The sequence below is a fragment of the Pedococcus badiiscoriae genome (assembly GCF_013408925.1).
Lineage (GTDB): Bacteria > Actinomycetota > Actinomycetes > Actinomycetales > Dermatophilaceae > Pedococcus > Pedococcus badiiscoriae.
In genome coordinates this window covers 921280-939570 of sequence record NZ_JACCAB010000001.1, presented here as the reverse complement: position 1 = coordinate 939570, position 18291 = coordinate 921280, and the positions used below count along the sequence as shown (strand labels likewise).

The following is an 18291-nucleotide window of genomic DNA, read 5'->3' as shown; positions in this document are numbered from 1 at the left end:
CGGGGGCCGCGGAGCGCGTCACGCCACGGTCCAGGTGTCTCGCCCGTGGATGAGCGCGTCGATGTCGGCGTCGGTGGGGCGCCCGCCCGCGGTGTCGATCGCTGCGTCCACCTGGGCCCGGACGAGGTCGTCATAGGTGGGCAGGCTGACACTGCGGAAGATGCCCATCGGGACGTGCGTCATCGCGGGGGAGTCGAGCCGCGACAGGGCGAACGCCTGCGTCGGGTCCGGCGCGGCGGCATCGTGCACGACGACGTCGCGTCCCTGGGCCTGGGCCTGCGGGACGAACTCCATCGCACCTCCCTCGCCGCGCACCAGCACCTGGCGGTCACCCTCCGGCCCGACGCCGACGGGCTGCCCGTCGGCGAGGTGGACGATGCGCGCCTCCTGCTCGGACTGGTCCTTGATCAGGTCGAACGCGCCGTCGTTGAAGATCGGGCAGTTCTGGTAGATCTCGACGAGGGACGTGCCACGGTGCTCGGCCGCCGCGCGCAGGATCCCGGTGAGGTGCTTGCGGTCGGTGTCGGTGGTCCGCGCCACGAAGGTGGCCTCGGCGCCGAGCGCCAGGGACACCGGGTTGAAGGGGTTGTCGACCGAGCCCATGGGCGTCGACTTGGTGATCTTGCCGACCTCGGAGGTGGGCGAGTACTGGCCCTTGGTCAGGCCGTAGATCTGGTTGTTGAACAACAGGATCGTGAGGTTGACGTTGCGGCGCAGCGCGTGGATGAGGTGGTTGCCACCGATCGACAGCGCATCCCCGTCACCGGTGACGACCCACACCGACAGGTCCGGGCGGCTCGTGGCCAGCCCGGTGGCGATGGCCGGGGCCCGGCCGTGGATCGAGTGCAGGCCGTAGGTGTCGAGGTAGTAGGGGAAGCGGGAGGAGCAGCCGATCCCCGAGACGAACACGGTGTTCTCGCGCTTGAGCCCGAGCTCGGGCAGGAAGCCCTGCACGGCGGCGAGGATGGCGTAGTCGCCGCACCCCGGGCACCAGCGCACCTCCTGGTCGGAGGTGAACTCCTTCTTGGTCTGCTTCGGGGCGTCGTCGGCGAGGCGCGGCACACCGGCGGTGCCGCTGCGGACGCCCATGGACGGCATACCCAGGTCGGTGCTCATGGATGTCCTCCCTTGGCGACCACACGGTCTGTGGTGGCGTCCGTGCTGTCAGGGGCGATGGTGTCGTCGCCGGAGGCGAGCGAGACGATGGCGTCGGCGAGCTCGACGGTGGTGAACGGCAGCCCGCGCACCTGGGTGAACGAGTGCACGTCCACGAGGAACCTGGCCCGCAGCAGCAGGGCGAGCTGGCCCATGTTCATCTCCGGGACGAGGACCTTGTCGTAGCGCCGCAGCACCTCTCCGGTGTTGGCCGGGAAGGGGTTGAGATGACGCAGGTGGGCCCGGGCGACCTTCGCGCCGGTGTTGCGGACGCTGCGCGCGGCGGCGGCGATCGGCCCGTAGGTCGACCCCCAGCCGAGGACGAGGACGCGTGCCTCACCGCTCGGGTCGTCGACCTCGAGGTCGCCGATGGTGTCGGCGATGCGTTCGACCTTGGCCGCCCGCAGGCGGGTCATCAGGTCGTGGTTGTCGGGGTCATAGGAGATGTTGCCGGTGATGTTGGCCTTCTCGATCCCGCCGATGCGGTGCTCGAGGCCGGGGGTGCCCGGCACGGCCCACGGTCGGGCGAGGGTCGCCTCGTCGCGCAGGAACGGGTGGAAGACCGGCTGCCCCGAGTCGTCGGTGTCGTTGGGCTCGGTGGCGAACTCGACGGTCAGGTCGGGCAGCTCGGCCACCGACGGGATCGACCACGGCTCAGAGCCGTTGGCGAGGTAGCCGTCCGACAGCAGGAAGACGGGCGTCCGGTATGCCGTCGCGATGCGCACGGCCTCGAGGGCGGCGTCGAAGCAGTCGGCGGGTGACTTCGGGGCGATGATCGGCACCGGTGACTCGCCGTTGCGACCGAACATCGCCTGCAGGAGGTCGGACTGCTCGGTCTTGGTGGGCAGCCCCGTCGAGGGACCGCCGCGCTGCACGTCGACGATGACCAGGGGGAGCTCGAGCGAGACACCCAGGCCGATGGTCTCGGACTTGAGCGCGACACCCGGTCCGGAGGTCGTGGTGACCCCGATGGCGCCGCCGAAGCTCGCGCCCAGCGCCGCGCCGATGCCGGCGATCTCGTCCTCGGCCTGCAGGGTCGTGACGCCGTAGCGCTTGAGGCCCGAGAGGGTGTGCAGGATGTCGGAGGCCGGGGTGATGGGGTAGGACCCGAGCACCAGCGGGATGCCGGCCCGGTGTGCGGCGGTCACCAGGCCGAGCGCGAGGGCGGCGTTGCCGGTGATGTTGCGGTAGGTGCCGGGGCTCATCGCGGCGGGGGCGATCTCGTAGGACACCGCGAAGTCCTCGGTGGTCTCGCCGTAGTTCAGGCCCGCCTTGAGGGCAGCGAGGTTGGCGGCCAGGATGTCGGGCTTGGAGCCGAACTTCTTCTCCAGGAAGGACTCCGTGCCGGTGGTCGGCCGGTGGTACATCCACGAGAGCAGCCCGAGCGCGAACATGTTCTTGGCGCGCTCCTTGTCCTTGCGGGACAAGGAGTCGAAGGCCGCGAGCGCCTCCACCGTGATCGACGTCAGGGCCACCGGGTGCACGTGCCAGGACTCGAGGCTGCCGTCCTCGAGGGGGTTGGCGGCGTAGCCGACCTTGGCGAGGTTGCGCTTGGAGAACTCGTCGGTGTTGGCGATGATCGTCGCGCCCCGGGGCAGGTCGCGCAGGTTGGCCTTGAGCGCGGCCGGGTTCATCGCCACCAGCACGTCAGGGGCGTCGCCCGGGGTGAGCACGTCGTGGTCGGCGAAGTGCAGCTGGAAGCTGGAGACGCCGGGCAGGGTGCCCTGGGGCGCGCGGATCTCCGCCGGGAAGTTGGGCAGCGTGGACAGGTCGTTGCCCAGCGCGGCGGTCTCCGACGTGAAGCGGTCCCCCGTGAGCTGCATGCCGTCGCCCGAGTCCCCGGCGAAGCGGATGACGACGCGGTCGAGCTTCTCGACGTTCTTGCTCATGCGGTCCTGACGGTCGGAGACGAACAGTTCACGAGGACTGTCGCCCCGCAGCGCCGGTGGCGCTGAGCCCCGCGCACGGCTGAGCGCAGCCTGCCCGTCCATCGTACGTCGCCGTGAGTGAGGTAAACCTGACCACCCCGCTTTTGAGACACCAAACGTGGCGTTATGGATCCCGACCCCACCGGAGCGCCGGGAGGTCGCGGGATGGTGGTCGTCAGGCCGTGACGGTGATCTCGTGGATCTCGTCGTAGGGGTGGCCCGCCCGCTCGTGGATGCGCTGGACGGCGTCGGCGTCCGGGGCCTCGGACAGGCAGAACACGTGGCCGGTCTTCGGATCTCCCCAGGCCTTCTGGAAGTCGACGTTCTCCTCGCCCTGGATGGCGACGTCAGCGCGGTGGGCCTCGAGGAGGGCCTCTGCGGTGACCCCTGGCATGTTGGTATGCACGTCCATGAACTGACCCATGGCTACCCTTCCCTGTTTCCTGAGCTGGTGCGGTCACGCTACGCCGGGGCAGGGACCCTTCGGATCCGTCAAATTGGTGGCAGCGCGGACTGCCAGGCATCCCACACCCGCAGGAGGGTCGAGTGGTGCGCCTCCCGCACCAGCTCGCGCGCGACCGCGGCCTCGAGCTTGCGGCCGTCGTGGTGGGACCGCGCCGACGTGGCGCCCTTGTTCCCCGACGACGACTATCACTTGCAACACCTGGCCGAACCAGGCCACGTCGCCGACGTCATCCTGCAGCTCGTCGCGGGGCTCGACGCACGAGCCTGAGCTCAGGCGGCGCGGAAGGCGTGGCGGAAGGCGTGGCGATCCATCGGCCACGTGGTGTGGGTGCGCCCGTCAGGGGCGGTCCAGGTGCAGACGCCCAAGGGGTCCATCTCGACCCGCCAGCCCGCATGGTGCTTGAAGCCGTGGTGGGTCGCGCACAGGGACTGCAGGTTGGTGACGATGGTCGGGCCGTCGGGATGTCGCACCACGTGGTCGAGCTGGCAGCGGCGGGCGGTTGTCGCACATCCGGGGAAGCGGCAGGTGCCGTCGCGCGAACGCACGGCTCGTGCGACGCGGGCACCGGGTCGGTACGTCTGTGGGTCCTGCCAGCGGACAGCTCCCGTGACGGAGTCGCTGCGTGACAGGCGGATGGTGACGTCGGGGTCGGAGAGCAGGGCTGCCACGTCAGCCGGGAGCAAGGAACCAAGCAGTGGGACCTCGGTGTGCGAGGACACGAACCACAGCGTGCCGGCGTGGTCGTGGAGGACGCCGTCGTCGAGCTCCTCACACCCGCCGAGGTCCTCGTAGACGCCGGGACCCGCGGTGGAGCCGCTCTCCGCTGAAGGCCCGTCATCACCGGGATCGGCGCCGGCCGCAAGGCACTGCGCGGAGACGCCGAGGGTCCCCGTCCCCCCTCGCTCGACGCCGACCGGGACGACCAGCTCAACAATGGTGCGGATCGACGCGTTGGCCCCGACCAGGTCGGACAGGGCGTCGGCCCGCGCGGCGCCCATCGGCAGGCCCGGCTGCGCGCGCGAGTATTCGGCGGCCAGTCCGTCCACGGCACTCCAGACGCGCATCGCCACCGGGGTCGGCAGGTCGGCCACGAGGCGGGTCATGCCTGCGCACTCGCCGGGGCGCACCCTGACCTCGCTGCGGCTTCGCGCCAGCCGGGCGAGCTCCTCGGCGTCGTGGGGCGCACACCGGTCGGCGCTGCGGCGGGCGCGTCGGCGCAACGCGGCGCACGTCAGCTCGGTGGCGCCTGCCTCGAGCACGCGCGACTTGAACTCGTGCAGCCTGGTCACAGGCACGGCGCTCGACTCCGTGACCACGGCGTCGACGCGGTAGGGCTCGAGGTCGCCGGACCAGGCCAGCTCCTGGATCCGGGGCAGGGCGCACACGAGCCGTCGCGCGCGGTCGATGCGCGTCGACATGGTGCGTGGTGACACGTGGAGCAGCGCGGCCAGCGACCCGGCCGCGAGGGCCTGACCGGAGAGGTGGCAGGACCGGCCTCCGATGGCACGGGCATCGTGCGCGAGCCGCTCCATGCGCTCGTCGCACCGTCGGGCCACGGTCTCCATCGCAGAGTGCTGGCGGGCCAGGACCGCACTGGCCACCCGCTGGGTCGCGAGGACGAGCGCCTCCGCCTGCTCCACCGGCAGCTCGGCGATCTCGTCATCCGTGAGGGTGAACAGCACGGCCGCGAGCGCGGCCGGGTCGGCCGCCTGCACGTGGTCCACGCTCTCGAACATGTGTCCAGGGTATCGGTGACCACTGACAACCCAAGAGGTCGCGGGGCCCGAAAAGCACTGGGACGAAAGGAGATCTACGACGAGACCGAGGTGAACAACACCCTGCGGGCCTGGCACGACGACGTGGCCGCCCTGCGTCGCTACCTGGTCGAGGAGGGCTTCGTCGAACGTCGCGACGGGCGCTACTGGCGGGCGGGCGGCACGGTCGGCGAATAGCCGACGACCAGTTTGTCCCAGGCTTCGTCGGGTGGTGGCTGGCTGACCCGCCTGCTGCCAGACTCTGGTCATGCTGAGGCTGGATGACCTCTGGGTCTGGGACTCCTGGGTGGCCGACGACGGCGACCTCTACCACCTGTTCTTCCTCCAGGCGCCGCGCGCGCTCGAGGACCCGGGCAAGCGCCATACCTCGGCGACCGTGGGCCACGCCACGTCCCCCGACCTCGTCAGCTGGACCTACCTGGGCGAGTGCTTCGGGCCGGATCGCAGTGGTGCCCAGCGATTCGACGACCTCGCGATCTGGACGGGCTCGGTAGTCAACGACGGTCGGCGCTGGCGGATGTACTACACCGCCGTCTCCCACGCCGGCCACCACGTCTACGACCAGCGCATCGGCTGCGCCGTCTCCGAAGACCTGCACCACTGGCAGCGTGGTGGCCCCGACCCCGTCGTGGGCGTCGACGGGCGCTGGTACAAGAACCTGTCCAACACCCCGGCGCCCACCGAGGGCCCGGACCTGGAAGGGTCGAGCGAGACCTGGCGCGACCCCCTGGTGTTCGCCGACCCCGATGGCGACGGCTGGCACATGCTCCTCAGTGCACGAGCCCGGGACGCGGCACGCAACGACGACGGGGTCGTCGCCCACGCGACCAGTCCCGACCTCGAGACCTGGACGCTCGGGCCGCCTCTCTGCGAGCCGGGGGCGGGCTTCGGCCAGCTGGAGGTGCTTCAGAACAAGCAGGTCGACGGCCGCTGGGTCCTCGTCTTCACCTGCCACCCGCAGGAGATGACTCCGGAGCGGATCGCGCGGACGGGAGAGTTCTGCACCTGGTCCGTCCCCGGCCCGGGACCGCTGGGCCCGTGGGACATCGATGCGGCCCGCCCGTTCACCCCGGAGCCGGACCTCTTCGCGGCGCCGCTGGTCCAGCAGCGCGACGGGTCGTGGGTGCTCGTCGGGTTCCGCAACCTGGAACCGCAGGGGCTCGACGGGTTCGAGATCATCGACCCCATCCCAGTCACCCTCGACACCGACGGCTACCTCGTCGCGCGCTGACCTTGCCGCCCAGCCGAGGTATGCCGTGCCGCCCGGCCCCGGGCGCGGCGGTGAATGACCGGCGCCCACCCGCGCACCGTGCGCTGGGGCTCCCTGCGCGGAGGCCCACGTGCCTCAGGACCCCGTGCGGCCGTCGGCGAGCTCGCGCAGGATGTCGAGGTGTCCGTTGTGGCGGGCGTTCTCCTCGACGAGGTGCAGCATCACCCAACGCAGGGTCGGGCGCTCGCCGGACCGGAACGGCGTGGCCGACCGGTCATCGAGGGCGAGCCCGGCGATGATGGCGTCGGTGCGGGCCGCCTGCTCGGCGTACTCCCGCAGCGTCTGGGCGAGAGGCGTGGTGGCCCCGAGACTGAACTCCCGGTCTGGCTCCTGCTCGGTCCACGGTCCGAGGTCGGGGCCACCGACGAACCGGTTCTCGATCCACGAGTGCTCCACCCATCGCATGTGGTTGACGACCCCCCCGAGCGTCATCAGCGGCGACGTCTCCAGCAGGGCGCGGCCCACCTGCTCCTCGGCGAGGTCGCGACACTTCTCGGCTGCCGTGTCACGGGTGTACTGCAGCATCGTGAGCAGGGTCGTGCGCTCGTCCCAGGCATGGGGGGTGTCGGTTCGCGTCATGGACCGACCCTGTCGCAGTGTCCGACGATGCGCCACTGACTAGTTCAGGTTGTACCCGTGCTCCGGGGAGGGCGGCACCACCCGGAGAGTGGCCGCCAGCTGTCGTTCCCGCCGGACCAGCCGGAGCCCGAGTCGCAGCCGGGTCTCGGTGTCGGGGGCGGCCAGCAGGCGCTGGCGCTCGCCGAGGTCGAGCCCGACCGCCGCACCCACGGCAAAGGACAGCTCCGCCGCCTCGGCGGGCCACTCAGGTTCCTGCGCGCCCACCGTCCGGGCGTACTCGTGCAGCGCGAGGCGCAGGGACTCGGCGAGGCCGGCGACCTCGCCGGGGTCACCACTGACCTCCTCGAGCACGGTCACCTCACCCATCAGGTATGCCGTGCCGGCACCGGCCACGAGCCCGTCGAGGTGGAAGCGCTGGACGCCCGTGCTGAGGACGACGTAGCGTCCGTCGCCGACCGACGCGGCAGTCCTCACCCGGGCCACACAGCCGACCTCGTGGAGGTCATGCACGGAGTCGGGGCCGACCTCGTGGCCCTGGCGGATCGCCACGACGCCGAACTCCGGCACGTCCATAGCGTTGACCAGGTCGCTGAGCAGCTCGATGTAACGAGGTTCGAAGAGCTGGAGCGGCAGTGCGGCCCCAGGCACCAGGACCGTTCCGAGGGGAAACAGCGGGAGGCGCGCCATGTCGTCACGGTAGGTGCCCACGACTCGGCGCAACACCCCCTCGCGGGGACGGGCCACTAGGCTGCCAACCGTGTCGCCCTACGTCGTCATCGCCGCTGTGGTCGCGGTCGGCCTGCTGCTCTTCGTGGCCGCGATGGGCGCGAGGGCGCTGCTGGCTCCCCGGGCGCCGACCCGGGCCAAGCTGACGACGTACGAGTCCGGGGTCGACCCGGTGGGCCGGGACTGGGCCCAGACGCAGGTGCGCTACTTCGTCTACGCGTTCCTCTACGTCATCTTCGCCGTCGACGCGGTCTACCTGTTCCCCTGGGCCCTCGTCGTCCGCGGCAGGCTCGGCGCGGTGTCCCTGCTCGAGATCGCGGTCTTCATCGGCATCCTGCTGGTCGGGCTGGTCCACGCCGCGCGGCGTGGCCTGTTGAGGTGGCTCTGATGGCCACCGCCCAGCCGACCCCGCTGCCGACCTCGCAGCCGACCCCGCTGCCGATGCCGCGGGTGGGGCCGGCCACGGACCTCGCGCCCCAGCCGATCCGGGTCGTGCTGAACTGGGGTCGCCGCTACTCGCTGTGGGTCTTCAACTTCGGCCTCGCCTGCTGCGCCATCGAGTTCATCGCGGCGTCGATGGCCCGGCACGACTTCATCCGGCTCGGCGTCATCCCGTTCGCGCCCGGGCCGCGGCAGGCCGACCTCATGGTGGTGTCGGGCACCGTCACCGACAAGATGGCCCCAGCCGTGCGCCGGCTCTACGACCAGATGCCCGAACCCAAGTACGTCATCTCCTTCGGCGCCTGCTCCAACTCCGGTGGCCCCTACTGGGACTCGTACTCCGTCACCAAGGGCGTCGACACGATCATCCCCGTCGACGTCTACGTGCCGGGCTGCCCGCCCAGGCCTGAGGCGCTCCTGCAGGGAATCCTCAAGCTGCAGGAGAAGATCGCCTCGGAGACGTTGTCCACCAAGGGAATCCGGGCCAAGTATGCCGGCCACCGCCTCGCGTCGGCGGGTGAGGTCAGCCGCCCCCTGGTGCAGCCCCCGACCAAGGACGTCCCGTGAGCGACCCCGCCGCGCTCGACCCCGCCACGCTCGAGCGCGTGGAGGTCGAGCCGGCCGACTGGGTGGCGACGATCACGGCCGCCCGGGACGCGGCCTACACCTTCTTCGACTGGCTCACGGCGGTCGACCAGTCCGACGACGCGCTCGCTCCCGGCCTCGATGTCGTGTGCCACCTCATGAACGGATCCTCCCCGAGGGCGTTGCGGCGCAAGCTGTTTCGCACCCGCGTCCCCGACGGCGCCAGCCTCGGCAGCCTGACGGGGGTGTTCCGGGGGGTCGCGTGGCACGAACGCGAGACGCACGAGATGTTCGGGCTCGAGTTCGACGGCTTCGACGACGGCACCGGTCTCGGGCTGCGCCCGCTGCTGCTCCCGGACGGCTTCGAGGGCACGCCCCTGCGCAAGTCCTTCGTGCTCGCGGCCCGGGCGTCCAAGCCGTGGCCCGGGGCCAAGGAGCCGGGGGAGTCCGAGCACGCCAAGCCCACCGGTCGACGCCGCGTCTCCGCTCCCGGCGTGCCCGACCCCGAGTGGGGGCCGCGATGAGCGACGCCGTCGAGGTGACGCTGCGCGCGGTCGGGGTGCTGGCGGCCTTCCTCGTGCTGCCCCTGCTCGTCGGCCAGACCGAGCACAAGGTGATGGCGCACATGCAGGGCCGGCTCGGCCCGATGTATGCCGGTGGGTTCCACGGGTGGGCGCAGCTGGTGGCCGACGGGGTCAAGTTCGTGCAGAAGGAGGACATCACTCCCGCTGCCGCCGACAGGCGCATCTTCCGGTTCGCCCCCGCCGTGGCTCTCGTGCCCTATCTCGTTGCCCTGGCTGCGATCCCGCTCAGCCCGGACGTCGTCGCCGCGGACCTGCCCGCGTCGGCCGTGTTCGTGCTGGCCGCCACCGCGGTGGGCATCCTCGGCACCCTCATGGCCGGCTGGGCCAGCGCCAACAAGTACTCGCTGCTCGGTGCCATGCGCGCGGCGGCGCAGCTGCTCTCCTACGAGCTGCCGATGGTGCTGGCCGTTGCCAGTGTCTGCCTCGCGGCCGGTTCACTGTCGCTGTCGGGCATCGCGGCCGCCTGGTCGCCCTGGTGGCTCGTCTTCCAGCTGCCCGGAGCCGTCGTGTTCCTCGTCGCGGCCGTCGCCGAGCTCCAGCGTCCGCCGTTCGACATGCCGGTGGCCGACTCCGAGATCGTCTTCGGCGCCTACACCGAGTACACCGGACTGCGGTTCGCGTTCTTCCTGCTGGGCGAGTACGCCGGCATCGTGGTCATGTCACTGCTGTTCGCGGTGCTCTACCTCGGCGGCTGGCGCGGCCTGTTCAGCGACCAGCTCGGCTGGCTGTGGACCCTGCTCAAGGGGTTCTGCATCGCGGTCGTCGTCATCTGGCTCCGGGTGGCCTGGCCGCGACTGCGCGAGGACCAGCTGCAGCGGCTTGCGTGGCTGGTCCTGGTCCCGCTCGCGCTCGCCCAGCTGGCGATCACGGGTGTCTGGGTGGTGACCACCGCATGAGCCAGCAGGCGAAGAAGCCGGGAGGCATCGGCATACCGGGGATCCTCAAGGGTCTGGCCACCACGGCTCGCACCATGTCGAAGCCGGCCCACACGGCCGAGTACCCCGACGCACCACCGCACCTGCCGCCGCGCAGCCGCGGGGTCATCGCCCTGCTGGAGGAGAACTGCACCTCGTGCATGCTCTGTGCCCGCGAGTGCCCGGACTGGTGCATCTACATCGACTCGCACAAGGAGACGATCCCGGCCACGACCCCCGGCGGCCGCGAACGCCAGCGCAACGTGCTGGACCGGTTCGCCATCGACTTCAGCCTCTGCATGTACTGCGGCATCTGCATCGAGGTGTGCCCCTTCGACGCGCTGCACTGGAGCCCGGAGTTCGAGTACGCCGAGCTCGACATCCGTGACCTGTTGCACGAGAAGGACCGGCTCGGGCAGTGGATGCCCACCGTGCCCCCGCCGTCGGCGCTCGACGAGCACTCGGCCGAGGCCGCCGAGATCGGGGCCACCACGCGCCCCGGTCGTCTCGTCCGCACGACGCCGGCCCGCCCCCCGGCCTCACGGGCGACTCCGGCCGGGCAGCAGGCCGAGTCAGCGCCGGACACAGCGCCGGAGACCCCGCCGGAGACCGCGCCGGAGACAGGGGAATGACCGCGCTGGACGTGGCCTTCGCCGCAGCGGGGCTCATCACCGCGGCCAGCGGGCTGCTCGCCGTGACGACACGCCACCTCGTCCATGCCGCCCTGTGGCTGGTGGTCTGCCTCGGTGGCGTGGCCGGCTGCTACCTCGTCCTCGGGGCCGAGTTCGTGGCGCTGGTGCAGCTGCTGGTCTACGTCGGAGCGATCGTCGTGCTCGTGCTGTTCGCCCTCATGCTCACCCGCGCACCCATCGGGCCGAACCGCGAGATCAGCACCAGTCGCCTGCACCGGGTGCTCGCAGCTCTTCTCGGCGCGGGGGTCACGGTCCTGCTGGCAGCCGCCCTCCTGCCCATCGCCGGACCGCCGGTCGAACGCCACGTCAGCTCGACCACGGAGGTGGCCCAGCAGCTCTTCGGCACGTGGGTGTGGCCGTTCGAGGTCCTGTCCCTGCTGCTGCTCGTCGCCCTGGTCGCCGCGATGGCGGTGTCGCGGATGACCCGCCCCGTGCAGGCCGATGACGAGGCGGGGGCCGAGCGCGAGGCCCGGGAGTCCGCATGATCCACCTCGCCGGGCCGTACCTGCTCGCCGCCCTCCTCGCCGGCCTCGGTGCCTATGGGGTCCTGGCCCGACGCAACGCCGTGCTGGTCCTGATCGGGGTCGAGCTCATCCTCAACGCGGCGACCCTGCTGCTGGTGTCGGTCGCCTCCGCGGGTGCCGACCGCTGGGCGGCCGGAAACGTGCTCACGTTGTTCGTCATCACGATCGCCGCAGCCGAGGTCGTCGTCGCACTCGCCGTGGTCCTCGCTGTCTACCGCCTGCGGGGCGACGTCGACCTGGCTGACTCGCTTCCTGGCGATGCGGGTACAGGCATGCCGCCGAAAGGAACGGTCGACGACCGGGCCACCAGCGAGGTGATCCGGTGACCTCCGCCGCCGTACGGCTCGTCGTCCTGGTCCCGGCCGTCGCGGCTCTCGTGGGGCTGGCGCTGGCCCGTCGCGACGACGTCCGCCTACCCCGTGCGGTCGCCGTCGGAGCATCCCTCCTCTCCGTGCTCGCCGCCCTGCTCGAGGTCGTCGCCGTCCATGGCTCGACGAGGGTGACGGTCGTGCACACGATGCCGGGCCTCGACGCCGGGGAGCTGCGGGTCCCGTTGCAGCTGCAGGCGACTGCGGCGACTGCCCTCATCGCCCTGGTGGTCGCCGTCGTCGGCTGGGCGGTCCAGGCCTTCGCCGGCTGGTACCTGCGCGAGGACGACCGCTACGGCATCTTCGCCGCCACTGTCTCGCTGTTCACGGCGGGCATGCTCCTCGTCGTCCAGTCCGCCGACCTCGTGCTCACCCTCGTGGGCTGGGAGGTGATGGGCTGGTGCTCCTACCTGCTCATCGGCCACTGGAGCCGCAAGGAGTCCGCGCGCCGCGCCGCGCTCAAGGCCTTCCTCGTCACCCGGCTCGCGGACGTCGGGTTCGTGCTCGGGGTGGTGATCCTCGCCGCGGGTGCCGGGTCCACGGCATACCCGCAGGTGCTCCAGGTGTGGGCCGGGTCGGACTGCCGGGACGCGGGGCTGTGCGCGGCGCCGAATGCGACCCTGCGCACGGCCGCCATGGTGCTGCTGGTGATCGGGGTGCTCGGCAAGTCCGGCATGGTCCCGTTCCACGACTGGCTGCCCGACGCGATGGAGGGCCCGACCCCGGCGTCCGCGCTGATCCATGCCGCGACCATGGTCGCCGCCGGCACGTTCGTCCTCGCGCAGCTGTTCGACGTCCTCGCCGTCAGTGACGGGGCGCGCTGGCTGCTCGCCCTGAGCGCCGCCGTCACGATGGTGTATGCCGCCGTGCTGGCGTTCGGGCAGAGCGACCTCAAGCGGCTGCTCGCCTACTCCACCCTCAGCCAGGTCGCGCTGATGCTCTCGGCCCTGGCGGTCGCACCCGCGCACGAGGGACCGGGCGCAGGCGTGCTGCACCTGTACTCGCACGCCTTCTTCAAGGCACTGCTCTTCCTCGCGATCGGCTGGCTGAGCGTGACCGTCGGGGGGACCGCCGCGGCGACGATGCGCGGCGGGCTGCGCGGACACCTGTTCATCCGGCCGGCGATGTTCGTGGGCCTGCTGGCGCTGGCGGGGGTGCCTCCGCTGGTCGGCTTCGTGTCCAAGGAGCACGTCCTGGCGGCGGCCGGGGCCGGCGCGGCCGACGGCCAGGTCCGCGCGTGGGTCGTCCTCGTGGCCGGCCTGCTGACCGTCGCGCTCACCGCCGCCTACTGCATGCGCGCGTGGCTGGTCCTCGACGACCTGGCTGCCGCGGACATCGCACGGCACGAGGCCGACACCGCCGGCGCCCCGGTGCGTGCGGCCGTGACGATCCTGGCCATCCTGACGGTGGTCGGCGGGCTGGTCGTCCTCACGCCGCTGCTGCACCTCGGGGGTCACGTCGGCTGGCTGATGGCGGTGCTCAGCGTCCTGCTGCTCGTCGGTGCGGGCCTGGCCATCCGGTCTCTCGCGCGCGGCACGGATCCTGCCGTGCGGGTCGTCGGCGCACGGATGTCGTTGTTCGACAACGGCTTCGGCGTGGACCGCCTCTACGTGCACTACGTCGCCCGCCCGGTGGTCGCCCTGGCCCACCTCGTGGTGTTCCTCGACCGCGAGGTCGTGGACGCGTACGTGCGTGGCGCCGCCGCGGCGGCCCGGCTCGGTGGCACAGGCGGCCAGCACGCCCACCGGGCTGAGCGCGCTGCGTCCGGGCTGGCCTGGGTCGTCGCCGGCGTCGTCGCGGTCGCCCTCGCCGGGGTGGTCCTGTGGTGATCCTCGTCAGCCTCGTGGTCCCGGCGGCGGTCGCCGTCTGGCTGCTCACTGGTGGTCGCGGCGTCTCCCACCGCTCCGCCAACCGGCTCGCGACCGCCGCAAGCGTGGTCGCCCTGGCCGCGGTCGTGATCGCCGTGGTCGTGCGCCCCACCGTCGACCGTGGCTGGGTGCCGTCGCTCGGCCTGCGCTGGGAGCTCGCCGTGGACGGCATCAGCGCCCCGCTGCTGCTGCTGACCGCGGTCCTCGGGGTGGGCGTCGTGCTGCACACCCTGGACCGGCCCCCGCAGGGTGGGACCACCGCGGCCTTCCACGCCTGCCTGCTGCTCGTCGAGTTCGGTGCGCTGGCGACGTTCTACGCCCGCGACGCGGTCCTGTTCTTCGTCGCCTTCGAGCTCGTCCTCGTGCCGATGTGGGTGCTGATCACCCGGTTCGGAGACGCCCACGACCCGGCAGCTCGCGCAGACGCAGGGGGTCGCTTCATCCTCTACACCGCGTTCGGCTCCACCCTCATGCTCGTCGGCATCCTGGCGCTGGTGACCAAGGCGGGCACCTCCGACCTCGACGTCCTCGCCCAAGGCGGTGGCCACGGCATCTCCGTGGGCACCCAGACCCTCGTCGCGGCCCTGCTGGTCGCCGGGCTGGCGGTCAAGGTGCCGGTCTTTCCGCTGCACACCTGGCTGCCGCCCGCACACACCACGGCGCCCACAGCAGGATCGGTGCTGCTGGCGGCCGTGCTGCTCAAGATGGGCACGTACGGCCTCGTCCGCCTGCCGCTCGCCTCACTCCCCGAGGGCTTCTCGAGGGTGGCTCCGGTGCTGGCCGTCCTCGGCGCGGTGGGCATCATCTGGGGAGGCCTCGCCTGCCTCGTCGAGCGCGACCTCAAGCGGCTCATCGCCTACTCCTCGGTCGCTCACATGGGATTCGTCGTGCTGGGACTCTCGAGCGGCACCCGCACCGGCCTCCAGGCAGCCTTGTTCGCCAACGTCGCGCATGGTGTCATCTCGGCCCTGCTCTTCGTCGTGGTCGGTGGGCTCAAGGAGCGGTGGGGCGACGCCGACCTCCAGACGGCTCGGGCTGCCCTGCGCGAGGTCAGCCCACGGCTCGGCTTCGCCCTCATCGTCGGGCTCGCGGCTTCCCTCGGACTGCCCGGCCTGGCCGGCTTCTGGGGGGAGTTCCTCAGCGTGTATGCCGCGTGGTCACCCGCCGACGACCGTCCGCAGGGCCTGTTCCGCGCCCTGGCCGTCGTGGCCGCCCTCGGCACGGTCCTCGCCGGCGCCTACGCGCTGCGCGTCGCCCGCACCGTCTGGGCCGGTGAGCGAACCACCCCGTTCATCGAGGACAGCCGCGCCAGCGAGTGGGGCGTCATCGCCGTCCTCGTGCTGGGCGTGCTGCTGCTCGGTATCGCGCCCGGACCGCTGCTGGCCATGACCGGCCGCGCGGTGAGCACGATCATCGGAGCCGCACCGTGATCGCCCCGACGGCGGCCTCGACCAGCCTGGTGACCTTCGACTGGCTCGTCCTGGGGCCGGTGGTGGTCCCGGCCCTGGGTGCGGTGGCCGTGCTGGTCGCGGACGTCCTCGCCCCTCGTCTGGTCCGGGTGCACGCCACCGTGGGGCTGCTCGCGCTCGCCGCCGGCCTGGCTCTGGCCATGCCAGGTGCGCTGCGCGCGGGGGACGCCCCGCTCCGCACGCTGTGCCTGCCAGCTCCCGACGGTGCGTGCCTCTTCGAAGCCGGACCGCTCGCCAGCGCGCTGCAGCTGGGCGCCATCGGGTCCGCCCTGGTGGTGCTGCTGCTGAGCTGGCCCGGCACGGACCCGCGAGAGCACCTGCGAGGCGGGCCGGCCGTTCTCGTGTCCCTGGTCCTGGCAGCCACGGCCGGGGCGGCCGGGGTGGCCGCCGCCCACGACCTCGGCTCCTGGCTGGTCTGCCTCGAGCTCGCCACGCTGCCCGCCATCGCGCTCGTGGCCCTTCGTGGCGACGTCCACGCCGGTCGCGGAGCACTGGCCCTGTTGACCACTTCGCTGGTCTCGTTCGCGATGGTCGTCCTCGGCGCGGCCCTCTGGCTGGTGTCGACCGGCGAGGCCGTGTTCGCCCCCGGGGCTGCCGCCGACGCCCTGGCCCACCCGCAGCGTCGGGTGGTGCTGCTCCTCGCGGCCCTCCTCCTGCTCGCAGGCCTGGGCTTCAAGCTCAGCCTCGCCCCGTTCCACGTCTGGACCCCGCAGGCGTACGCCGGGTCCACGGAACCCGTTGCTGCCTTCCTCGCGGCCACCTCCAAGGTGGCGGCACTCGCCGCCCTGCTCGTCCTCGTGAAGGCGCTGGTCGGTGCCGGTGCCCCCGTCATCGTCGCCTTCGGTCTCCTGGCGGCGGTGTCCATGACCCTTGGCAACGTCCTCGCGCTGGTCCAGGACGACCCCGTGCGGCTGCTGGCGTGGTCGACGGTCGCCCAGGCGGGGTGGGTGGTGCTCCCGCTCTCCGCCCTCGACGGCAGGGCCGCCGCTGCCTCGGGCGGCTACCTGCTGGCCTACGTGGTCGCCACCCTGGTCGCCTTCGTGGTGGTGCACGTCGTGACGTCGACGCCGCGCCTTGGGGGAGCCGTGGACCACGGACGCACGCTCACGGCATACACGGGCCTGCTGCGGGCCCATCCGCTGCTCGGCGGGGCGCTGGGACTGGCTCTGCTCTCTCTCGCGGGGCTGCCCCCCGGTGTCATCGGGCTCATCGCCAAGGTGGTCGCCCTGCGGCCGGTGGTGGGGCAGGGGCAGTGGGTGCTGGCCGTCGTGGCCGTCCTCAACGCGGTGATCGGCGTCGCGGTCTACCTGCGCTGGTTCGCCGTGCTGCTCCGCGATCCGCAGGAGGGGCCGGCGCAGCCCGTCCTGCGCACGATCCCGCGCCCCGCGCTCGCCGCCCTGGTGCTGGCCGGGCTCGCGCTCGTGGCCACCAGCGTGATGCCCCAGCTGCTGCTGGGCCTGCTCGGCTGAGGGTCGGCAGCCGCGCTCCGACGCGCTCCGACACGCGCCGCCGGGGAAGGCCAGCCCGGGAACGCCAGCACTGGAGGGAGCGTTGAGGCTGACATGCACAACCATTTCAACGGGCTCAAGACAGCAGCCCTCTTCGGGGGGATCTTCGCGCTCCTCCTGGCCATCGGTGGCCTCATCGCGAGCTCCACCGGCAGACCTGGCTTCATCTGGCTGTTCGCCCTGTTCGGCGTCGGGATGACCGCCTACGGCTACTGGAACTCCGACAAGCTCGCGATCAAGGCGATGCACGCCTATCCGGTGAGCGAGGCCCAGGCGCCGGTGATGTACCGGATCGTGCGCGAGCTCTCCACCGCCGCGGGCAAGCCGATGCCCAAGCTCTACATCAGTCCCACCGCAGCGCCCAATGCCTTCGCCACCGGCCGCAACCCCGAGCACGCTGCGGTGTGCTGCACGGAGGGGATCCTCGGGCTGCTCGACGAGCGCGAGCTGCGAGGCGTCCTCGGACACGAGCTGATGCACGTGTACAACCGCGACATCCTCACCGGTTCGGTGGCGGCCGCGGTGGCCGGCATCATCACCTCGGTGGCCCAGATGCTCATGTTCGCAGGCATCTTCGGCGGTGGCGGCAACGACGAGGACCGCCCGAACCCCATCGCGCTGCTGGCGATGGCCCTGCTCGCGCCGTTCGCGGCGATGCTGATCCAGATGGCGATCAGCCGCACCCGCGAGTACGACGCGGACGAGGACGGCGCCAAGCTCACCGGGGACCCGTTGGCACTGGCGTCCGCCCTGCGCAAGCTCGAGGTCGGCGTGGCCCGGGCGCCCCTGCAGCCGACACCGGCGATCCAGAACTCCAGCCACATGATGATCGCCAACCCGTTCCGCCCGCAGGACGTGTCGCGGTTCTTCTCCACGCACCCGCCGATGTCCGAGCGGATCGCCCGGCTCGAGCAGCAGGCCTACGGCTTCCGCCAGCGCTGAGGCGCCCTTGCTGACGCGCACGTCCCGTGCTCCGGGACGCGCACGTCCCGTGCTCCGGGACGAGCCCGTCCCAGCCCCCCGCACGACTCGCGGAGGGCTGGGAATGAAAGTCCAGGCGATACGCGTTACCATGGTCGCAGTTGCAGTTCCTCGTGTGAGTGGGCCCGCCGGAGCGCGGGCCTTTTCCGTAAGCGGTGTATTCCGTGTCGTGGTGATGTCGCAGCTGGTGGTCCGCATCCGCGGCCACATCGGCCAATTAGGAAAAGAGTTATCCCATGGCACAGGGAACAGTGAAGTGGTTCAACGCTGAGAAGGGCTTCGGCTTCATCGAGCAGGACGGCGGCGGCGCCGACGTCTTCGTTCACTACAGCGCGATCGAGTCCGGCGGCTACCGCTCGCTCGACGAGGCACAGCGCGTGGAGTTCGACATCACGCAGGGCCCGAAGGGTCCCCAGGCGGAGAAGGTCACGGTCATCTGACCTGCTTCACCCTCTGAA

Annotated in this window: 20 protein-coding genes; 14 read left to right on the top strand and 6 right to left on the bottom strand. The window is 71.5% G+C overall.

The genetic code is table 11. The features are described 5' to 3' along the window. Positions 1 to 18 precede the first annotated feature (18 nt). From BJ986_RS04515 to BJ986_RS04500, 4 genes are all read right to left on the bottom strand, one after another. Positions 19 to 1116 carry a 2-oxoacid:ferredoxin oxidoreductase subunit beta gene (locus BJ986_RS04515; RefSeq protein ID WP_179420907.1) on the bottom strand — a complete coding sequence of 366 codons (1098 nt, stop codon included), beginning with the start codon at positions 1114 to 1116 and terminating at the stop codon, positions 19 to 21. Further along, positions 1113 to 3044, bottom strand: coding sequence for a 2-oxoacid:acceptor oxidoreductase subunit alpha (locus BJ986_RS04510; RefSeq protein WP_179420906.1), 1932 nt, complete (start codon positions 3042 to 3044; stop codon positions 1113 to 1115). The genes BJ986_RS04515 and BJ986_RS04510 overlap by 4 nt, the downstream gene beginning before the upstream one ends. 214 nt (positions 3045 to 3258) lie before the next feature. Then, positions 3259 to 3507, bottom strand: coding sequence for an SCO4226 family nickel-binding protein (locus tag BJ986_RS04505; RefSeq protein ID WP_179420905.1), 249 nt, complete (start codon positions 3505 to 3507; stop codon positions 3259 to 3261). 311 nt (positions 3508 to 3818) lie between these two features. Next, complete coding sequence (locus tag BJ986_RS04500) at positions 3819 to 5285, bottom strand: HNH endonuclease signature motif containing protein (RefSeq protein WP_179420115.1); 1467 nt, start codon at positions 5283 to 5285, stop codon at positions 3819 to 3821. Here BJ986_RS04500 and BJ986_RS16230 point away from each other — a divergent pair. Next, a complete protein-coding gene (locus BJ986_RS16230; RefSeq protein WP_337794830.1) occupies positions 5265 to 5501 on the top strand; it encodes a DUF2087 domain-containing protein in 237 nt (78 codons plus the stop codon). The two genes, BJ986_RS04500 and BJ986_RS16230, sit on opposite strands and share 21 nt — an antisense overlap. Positions 5502 to 5571: 70 nt before the next feature. After that, complete coding sequence (locus BJ986_RS04490; RefSeq protein ID WP_179420904.1) at positions 5572 to 6555, top strand: glycoside hydrolase family protein; 984 nt, start codon at positions 5572 to 5574, stop codon at positions 6553 to 6555. Between the two features lie 114 nt (positions 6556 to 6669). On the opposite strand, the gene BJ986_RS04485 is transcribed toward BJ986_RS04490, so the two are convergent. Both BJ986_RS04485 and BJ986_RS04480 read right to left on the bottom strand, forming a co-directional pair. Beyond that, positions 6670 to 7173, bottom strand: a complete 504-nt coding sequence (locus tag BJ986_RS04485) for a DinB family protein (protein WP_179420903.1) — start codon at positions 7171 to 7173, stop codon at positions 6670 to 6672. 39 nt (positions 7174 to 7212) lie between these two features. Further along, positions 7213 to 7860 (bottom strand): LON peptidase substrate-binding domain-containing protein, encoded by a 648-nt coding sequence (locus BJ986_RS04480; RefSeq protein WP_179420902.1) that lies wholly within the window; start codon positions 7858 to 7860, stop codon positions 7213 to 7215. Between the two features lie 70 nt (positions 7861 to 7930). On the opposite strand from BJ986_RS04480, the gene BJ986_RS04475 reads away from it, so the two are divergent. From BJ986_RS04475 to BJ986_RS04420, 12 genes are all read left to right on the top strand, one after another. Continuing rightward, positions 7931 to 8287 carry an NADH-quinone oxidoreductase subunit A gene (locus BJ986_RS04475; RefSeq protein ID WP_179420901.1) on the top strand — a complete coding sequence of 119 codons (357 nt, stop codon included), beginning with the start codon at positions 7931 to 7933 and terminating at the stop codon, positions 8285 to 8287. Continuing rightward, entirely contained in the window at positions 8287 to 8907 is a 621-nt protein-coding gene (locus BJ986_RS04470; protein WP_420372035.1) for an NADH-quinone oxidoreductase subunit B, read from the top strand. Before BJ986_RS04475 ends, BJ986_RS04470 begins: the two co-directional genes overlap by 1 nt. Next, positions 8904 to 9449: an NADH-quinone oxidoreductase subunit C gene (locus BJ986_RS04465; protein ID WP_179420900.1), complete on the top strand. Its 546-nt coding sequence runs from the start codon at positions 8904 to 8906 to the stop codon at positions 9447 to 9449. Before BJ986_RS04470 ends, BJ986_RS04465 begins: the two co-directional genes overlap by 4 nt. After that, positions 9446 to 10405, top strand: coding sequence for an NADH-quinone oxidoreductase subunit NuoH (nuoH, locus tag BJ986_RS04460; RefSeq protein WP_179420899.1), 960 nt, complete (start codon positions 9446 to 9448; stop codon positions 10403 to 10405). The genes BJ986_RS04465 and nuoH overlap by 4 nt, the downstream gene beginning before the upstream one ends. Next, positions 10402 to 11055 (top strand): NuoI/complex I 23 kDa subunit family protein, encoded by a 654-nt coding sequence (locus BJ986_RS04455; protein WP_179420898.1) that lies wholly within the window; start codon positions 10402 to 10404, stop codon positions 11053 to 11055. Before nuoH ends, BJ986_RS04455 begins: the two co-directional genes overlap by 4 nt. Beyond that, a complete protein-coding gene (locus BJ986_RS04450) occupies positions 11052 to 11600 on the top strand; it encodes an NADH-quinone oxidoreductase subunit J family protein (RefSeq protein WP_179420897.1) in 549 nt (182 codons plus the stop codon). Before BJ986_RS04455 ends, BJ986_RS04450 begins: the two co-directional genes overlap by 4 nt. After that, on the top strand, positions 11597 to 11965 hold the full coding sequence (nuoK, locus tag BJ986_RS04445) for an NADH-quinone oxidoreductase subunit NuoK (RefSeq protein ID WP_202881173.1): 369 nt from the start codon (positions 11597 to 11599) through the stop codon (positions 11963 to 11965). The genes BJ986_RS04450 and nuoK overlap by 4 nt, the downstream gene beginning before the upstream one ends. Continuing rightward, the gene (locus tag BJ986_RS04440; RefSeq protein WP_179420896.1) at positions 11962 to 13836 is read left to right on the top strand and encodes an NADH-quinone oxidoreductase subunit L; all 1875 of its coding nucleotides are present in this window, start codon (positions 11962 to 11964) and stop codon (positions 13834 to 13836) included. The genes nuoK and BJ986_RS04440 overlap by 4 nt, the downstream gene beginning before the upstream one ends. Then, positions 13830 to 15305, top strand: coding sequence for an NADH-quinone oxidoreductase subunit M (locus tag BJ986_RS04435; RefSeq protein ID WP_179420895.1), 1476 nt, complete (start codon positions 13830 to 13832; stop codon positions 15303 to 15305). The genes BJ986_RS04440 and BJ986_RS04435 overlap by 7 nt, the downstream gene beginning before the upstream one ends. After that, positions 15302 to 16813 carry a proton-conducting transporter transmembrane domain-containing protein gene (locus tag BJ986_RS04430; RefSeq protein WP_337794829.1) on the top strand — a complete coding sequence of 504 codons (1512 nt, stop codon included), beginning with the start codon at positions 15302 to 15304 and terminating at the stop codon, positions 16811 to 16813. The genes BJ986_RS04435 and BJ986_RS04430 overlap by 4 nt, the downstream gene beginning before the upstream one ends. Positions 16814 to 16906: 93 nt before the next feature. Then, on the top strand, positions 16907 to 17794 hold the full coding sequence (gene htpX / locus BJ986_RS04425) for a zinc metalloprotease HtpX (RefSeq protein ID WP_179420894.1): 888 nt from the start codon (positions 16907 to 16909) through the stop codon (positions 17792 to 17794). A gap of 275 nt (positions 17795 to 18069) precedes the next feature. Next, the gene (locus tag BJ986_RS04420; protein ID WP_056924211.1) at positions 18070 to 18273 is read left to right on the top strand and encodes a cold-shock protein; all 204 of its coding nucleotides are present in this window, start codon (positions 18070 to 18072) and stop codon (positions 18271 to 18273) included. Positions 18274 to 18291 lie beyond the last annotated feature (18 nt).

Coding starts and splice junctions, on each gene's coding strand:
- BJ986_RS04515 (WP_179420907.1), bottom strand. CDS start 1,116: ATGAGCACCGACCTGGGTATGCCGTCCATGGGCGTCCGCAGCGGCACC.
- BJ986_RS04510 (WP_179420906.1), bottom strand. CDS start 3,044: ATGAGCAAGAACGTCGAGAAGCTCGACCGCGTCGTCATCCGCTTCGCC.
- BJ986_RS04505 (WP_179420905.1), bottom strand. CDS start 3,507: ATGGGTCAGTTCATGGACGTGCATACCAACATGCCAGGGGTCACCGCA.
- BJ986_RS04500 (WP_179420115.1), bottom strand. CDS start 5,285: ATGTTCGAGAGCGTGGACCACGTGCAGGCGGCCGACCCGGCCGCGCTC.
- BJ986_RS04490 (WP_179420904.1), top strand. CDS start 5,572: ATGCTGAGGCTGGATGACCTCTGGGTCTGGGACTCCTGGGTGGCCGAC.
- BJ986_RS04485 (WP_179420903.1), bottom strand. CDS start 7,173: ATGACGCGAACCGACACCCCCCATGCCTGGGACGAGCGCACGACCCTG.
- BJ986_RS04480 (WP_179420902.1), bottom strand. CDS start 7,860: ATGGCGCGCCTCCCGCTGTTTCCCCTCGGAACGGTCCTGGTGCCTGGG.
- BJ986_RS04470 (WP_420372035.1), top strand. CDS start 8,287: ATGGCCACCGCCCAGCCGACCCCGCTGCCGACCTCGCAGCCGACCCCG.
- nuoH (WP_179420899.1), top strand. CDS start 9,446: ATGAGCGACGCCGTCGAGGTGACGCTGCGCGCGGTCGGGGTGCTGGCG.
- BJ986_RS04455 (WP_179420898.1), top strand. CDS start 10,402: ATGAGCCAGCAGGCGAAGAAGCCGGGAGGCATCGGCATACCGGGGATC.
- BJ986_RS04450 (WP_179420897.1), top strand. CDS start 11,052: ATGACCGCGCTGGACGTGGCCTTCGCCGCAGCGGGGCTCATCACCGCG.
- nuoK (WP_202881173.1), top strand. CDS start 11,597: ATGATCCACCTCGCCGGGCCGTACCTGCTCGCCGCCCTCCTCGCCGGC.
- htpX (WP_179420894.1), top strand. CDS start 16,907: ATGCACAACCATTTCAACGGGCTCAAGACAGCAGCCCTCTTCGGGGGG.
- BJ986_RS04420 (WP_056924211.1), top strand. CDS start 18,070: ATGGCACAGGGAACAGTGAAGTGGTTCAACGCTGAGAAGGGCTTCGGC.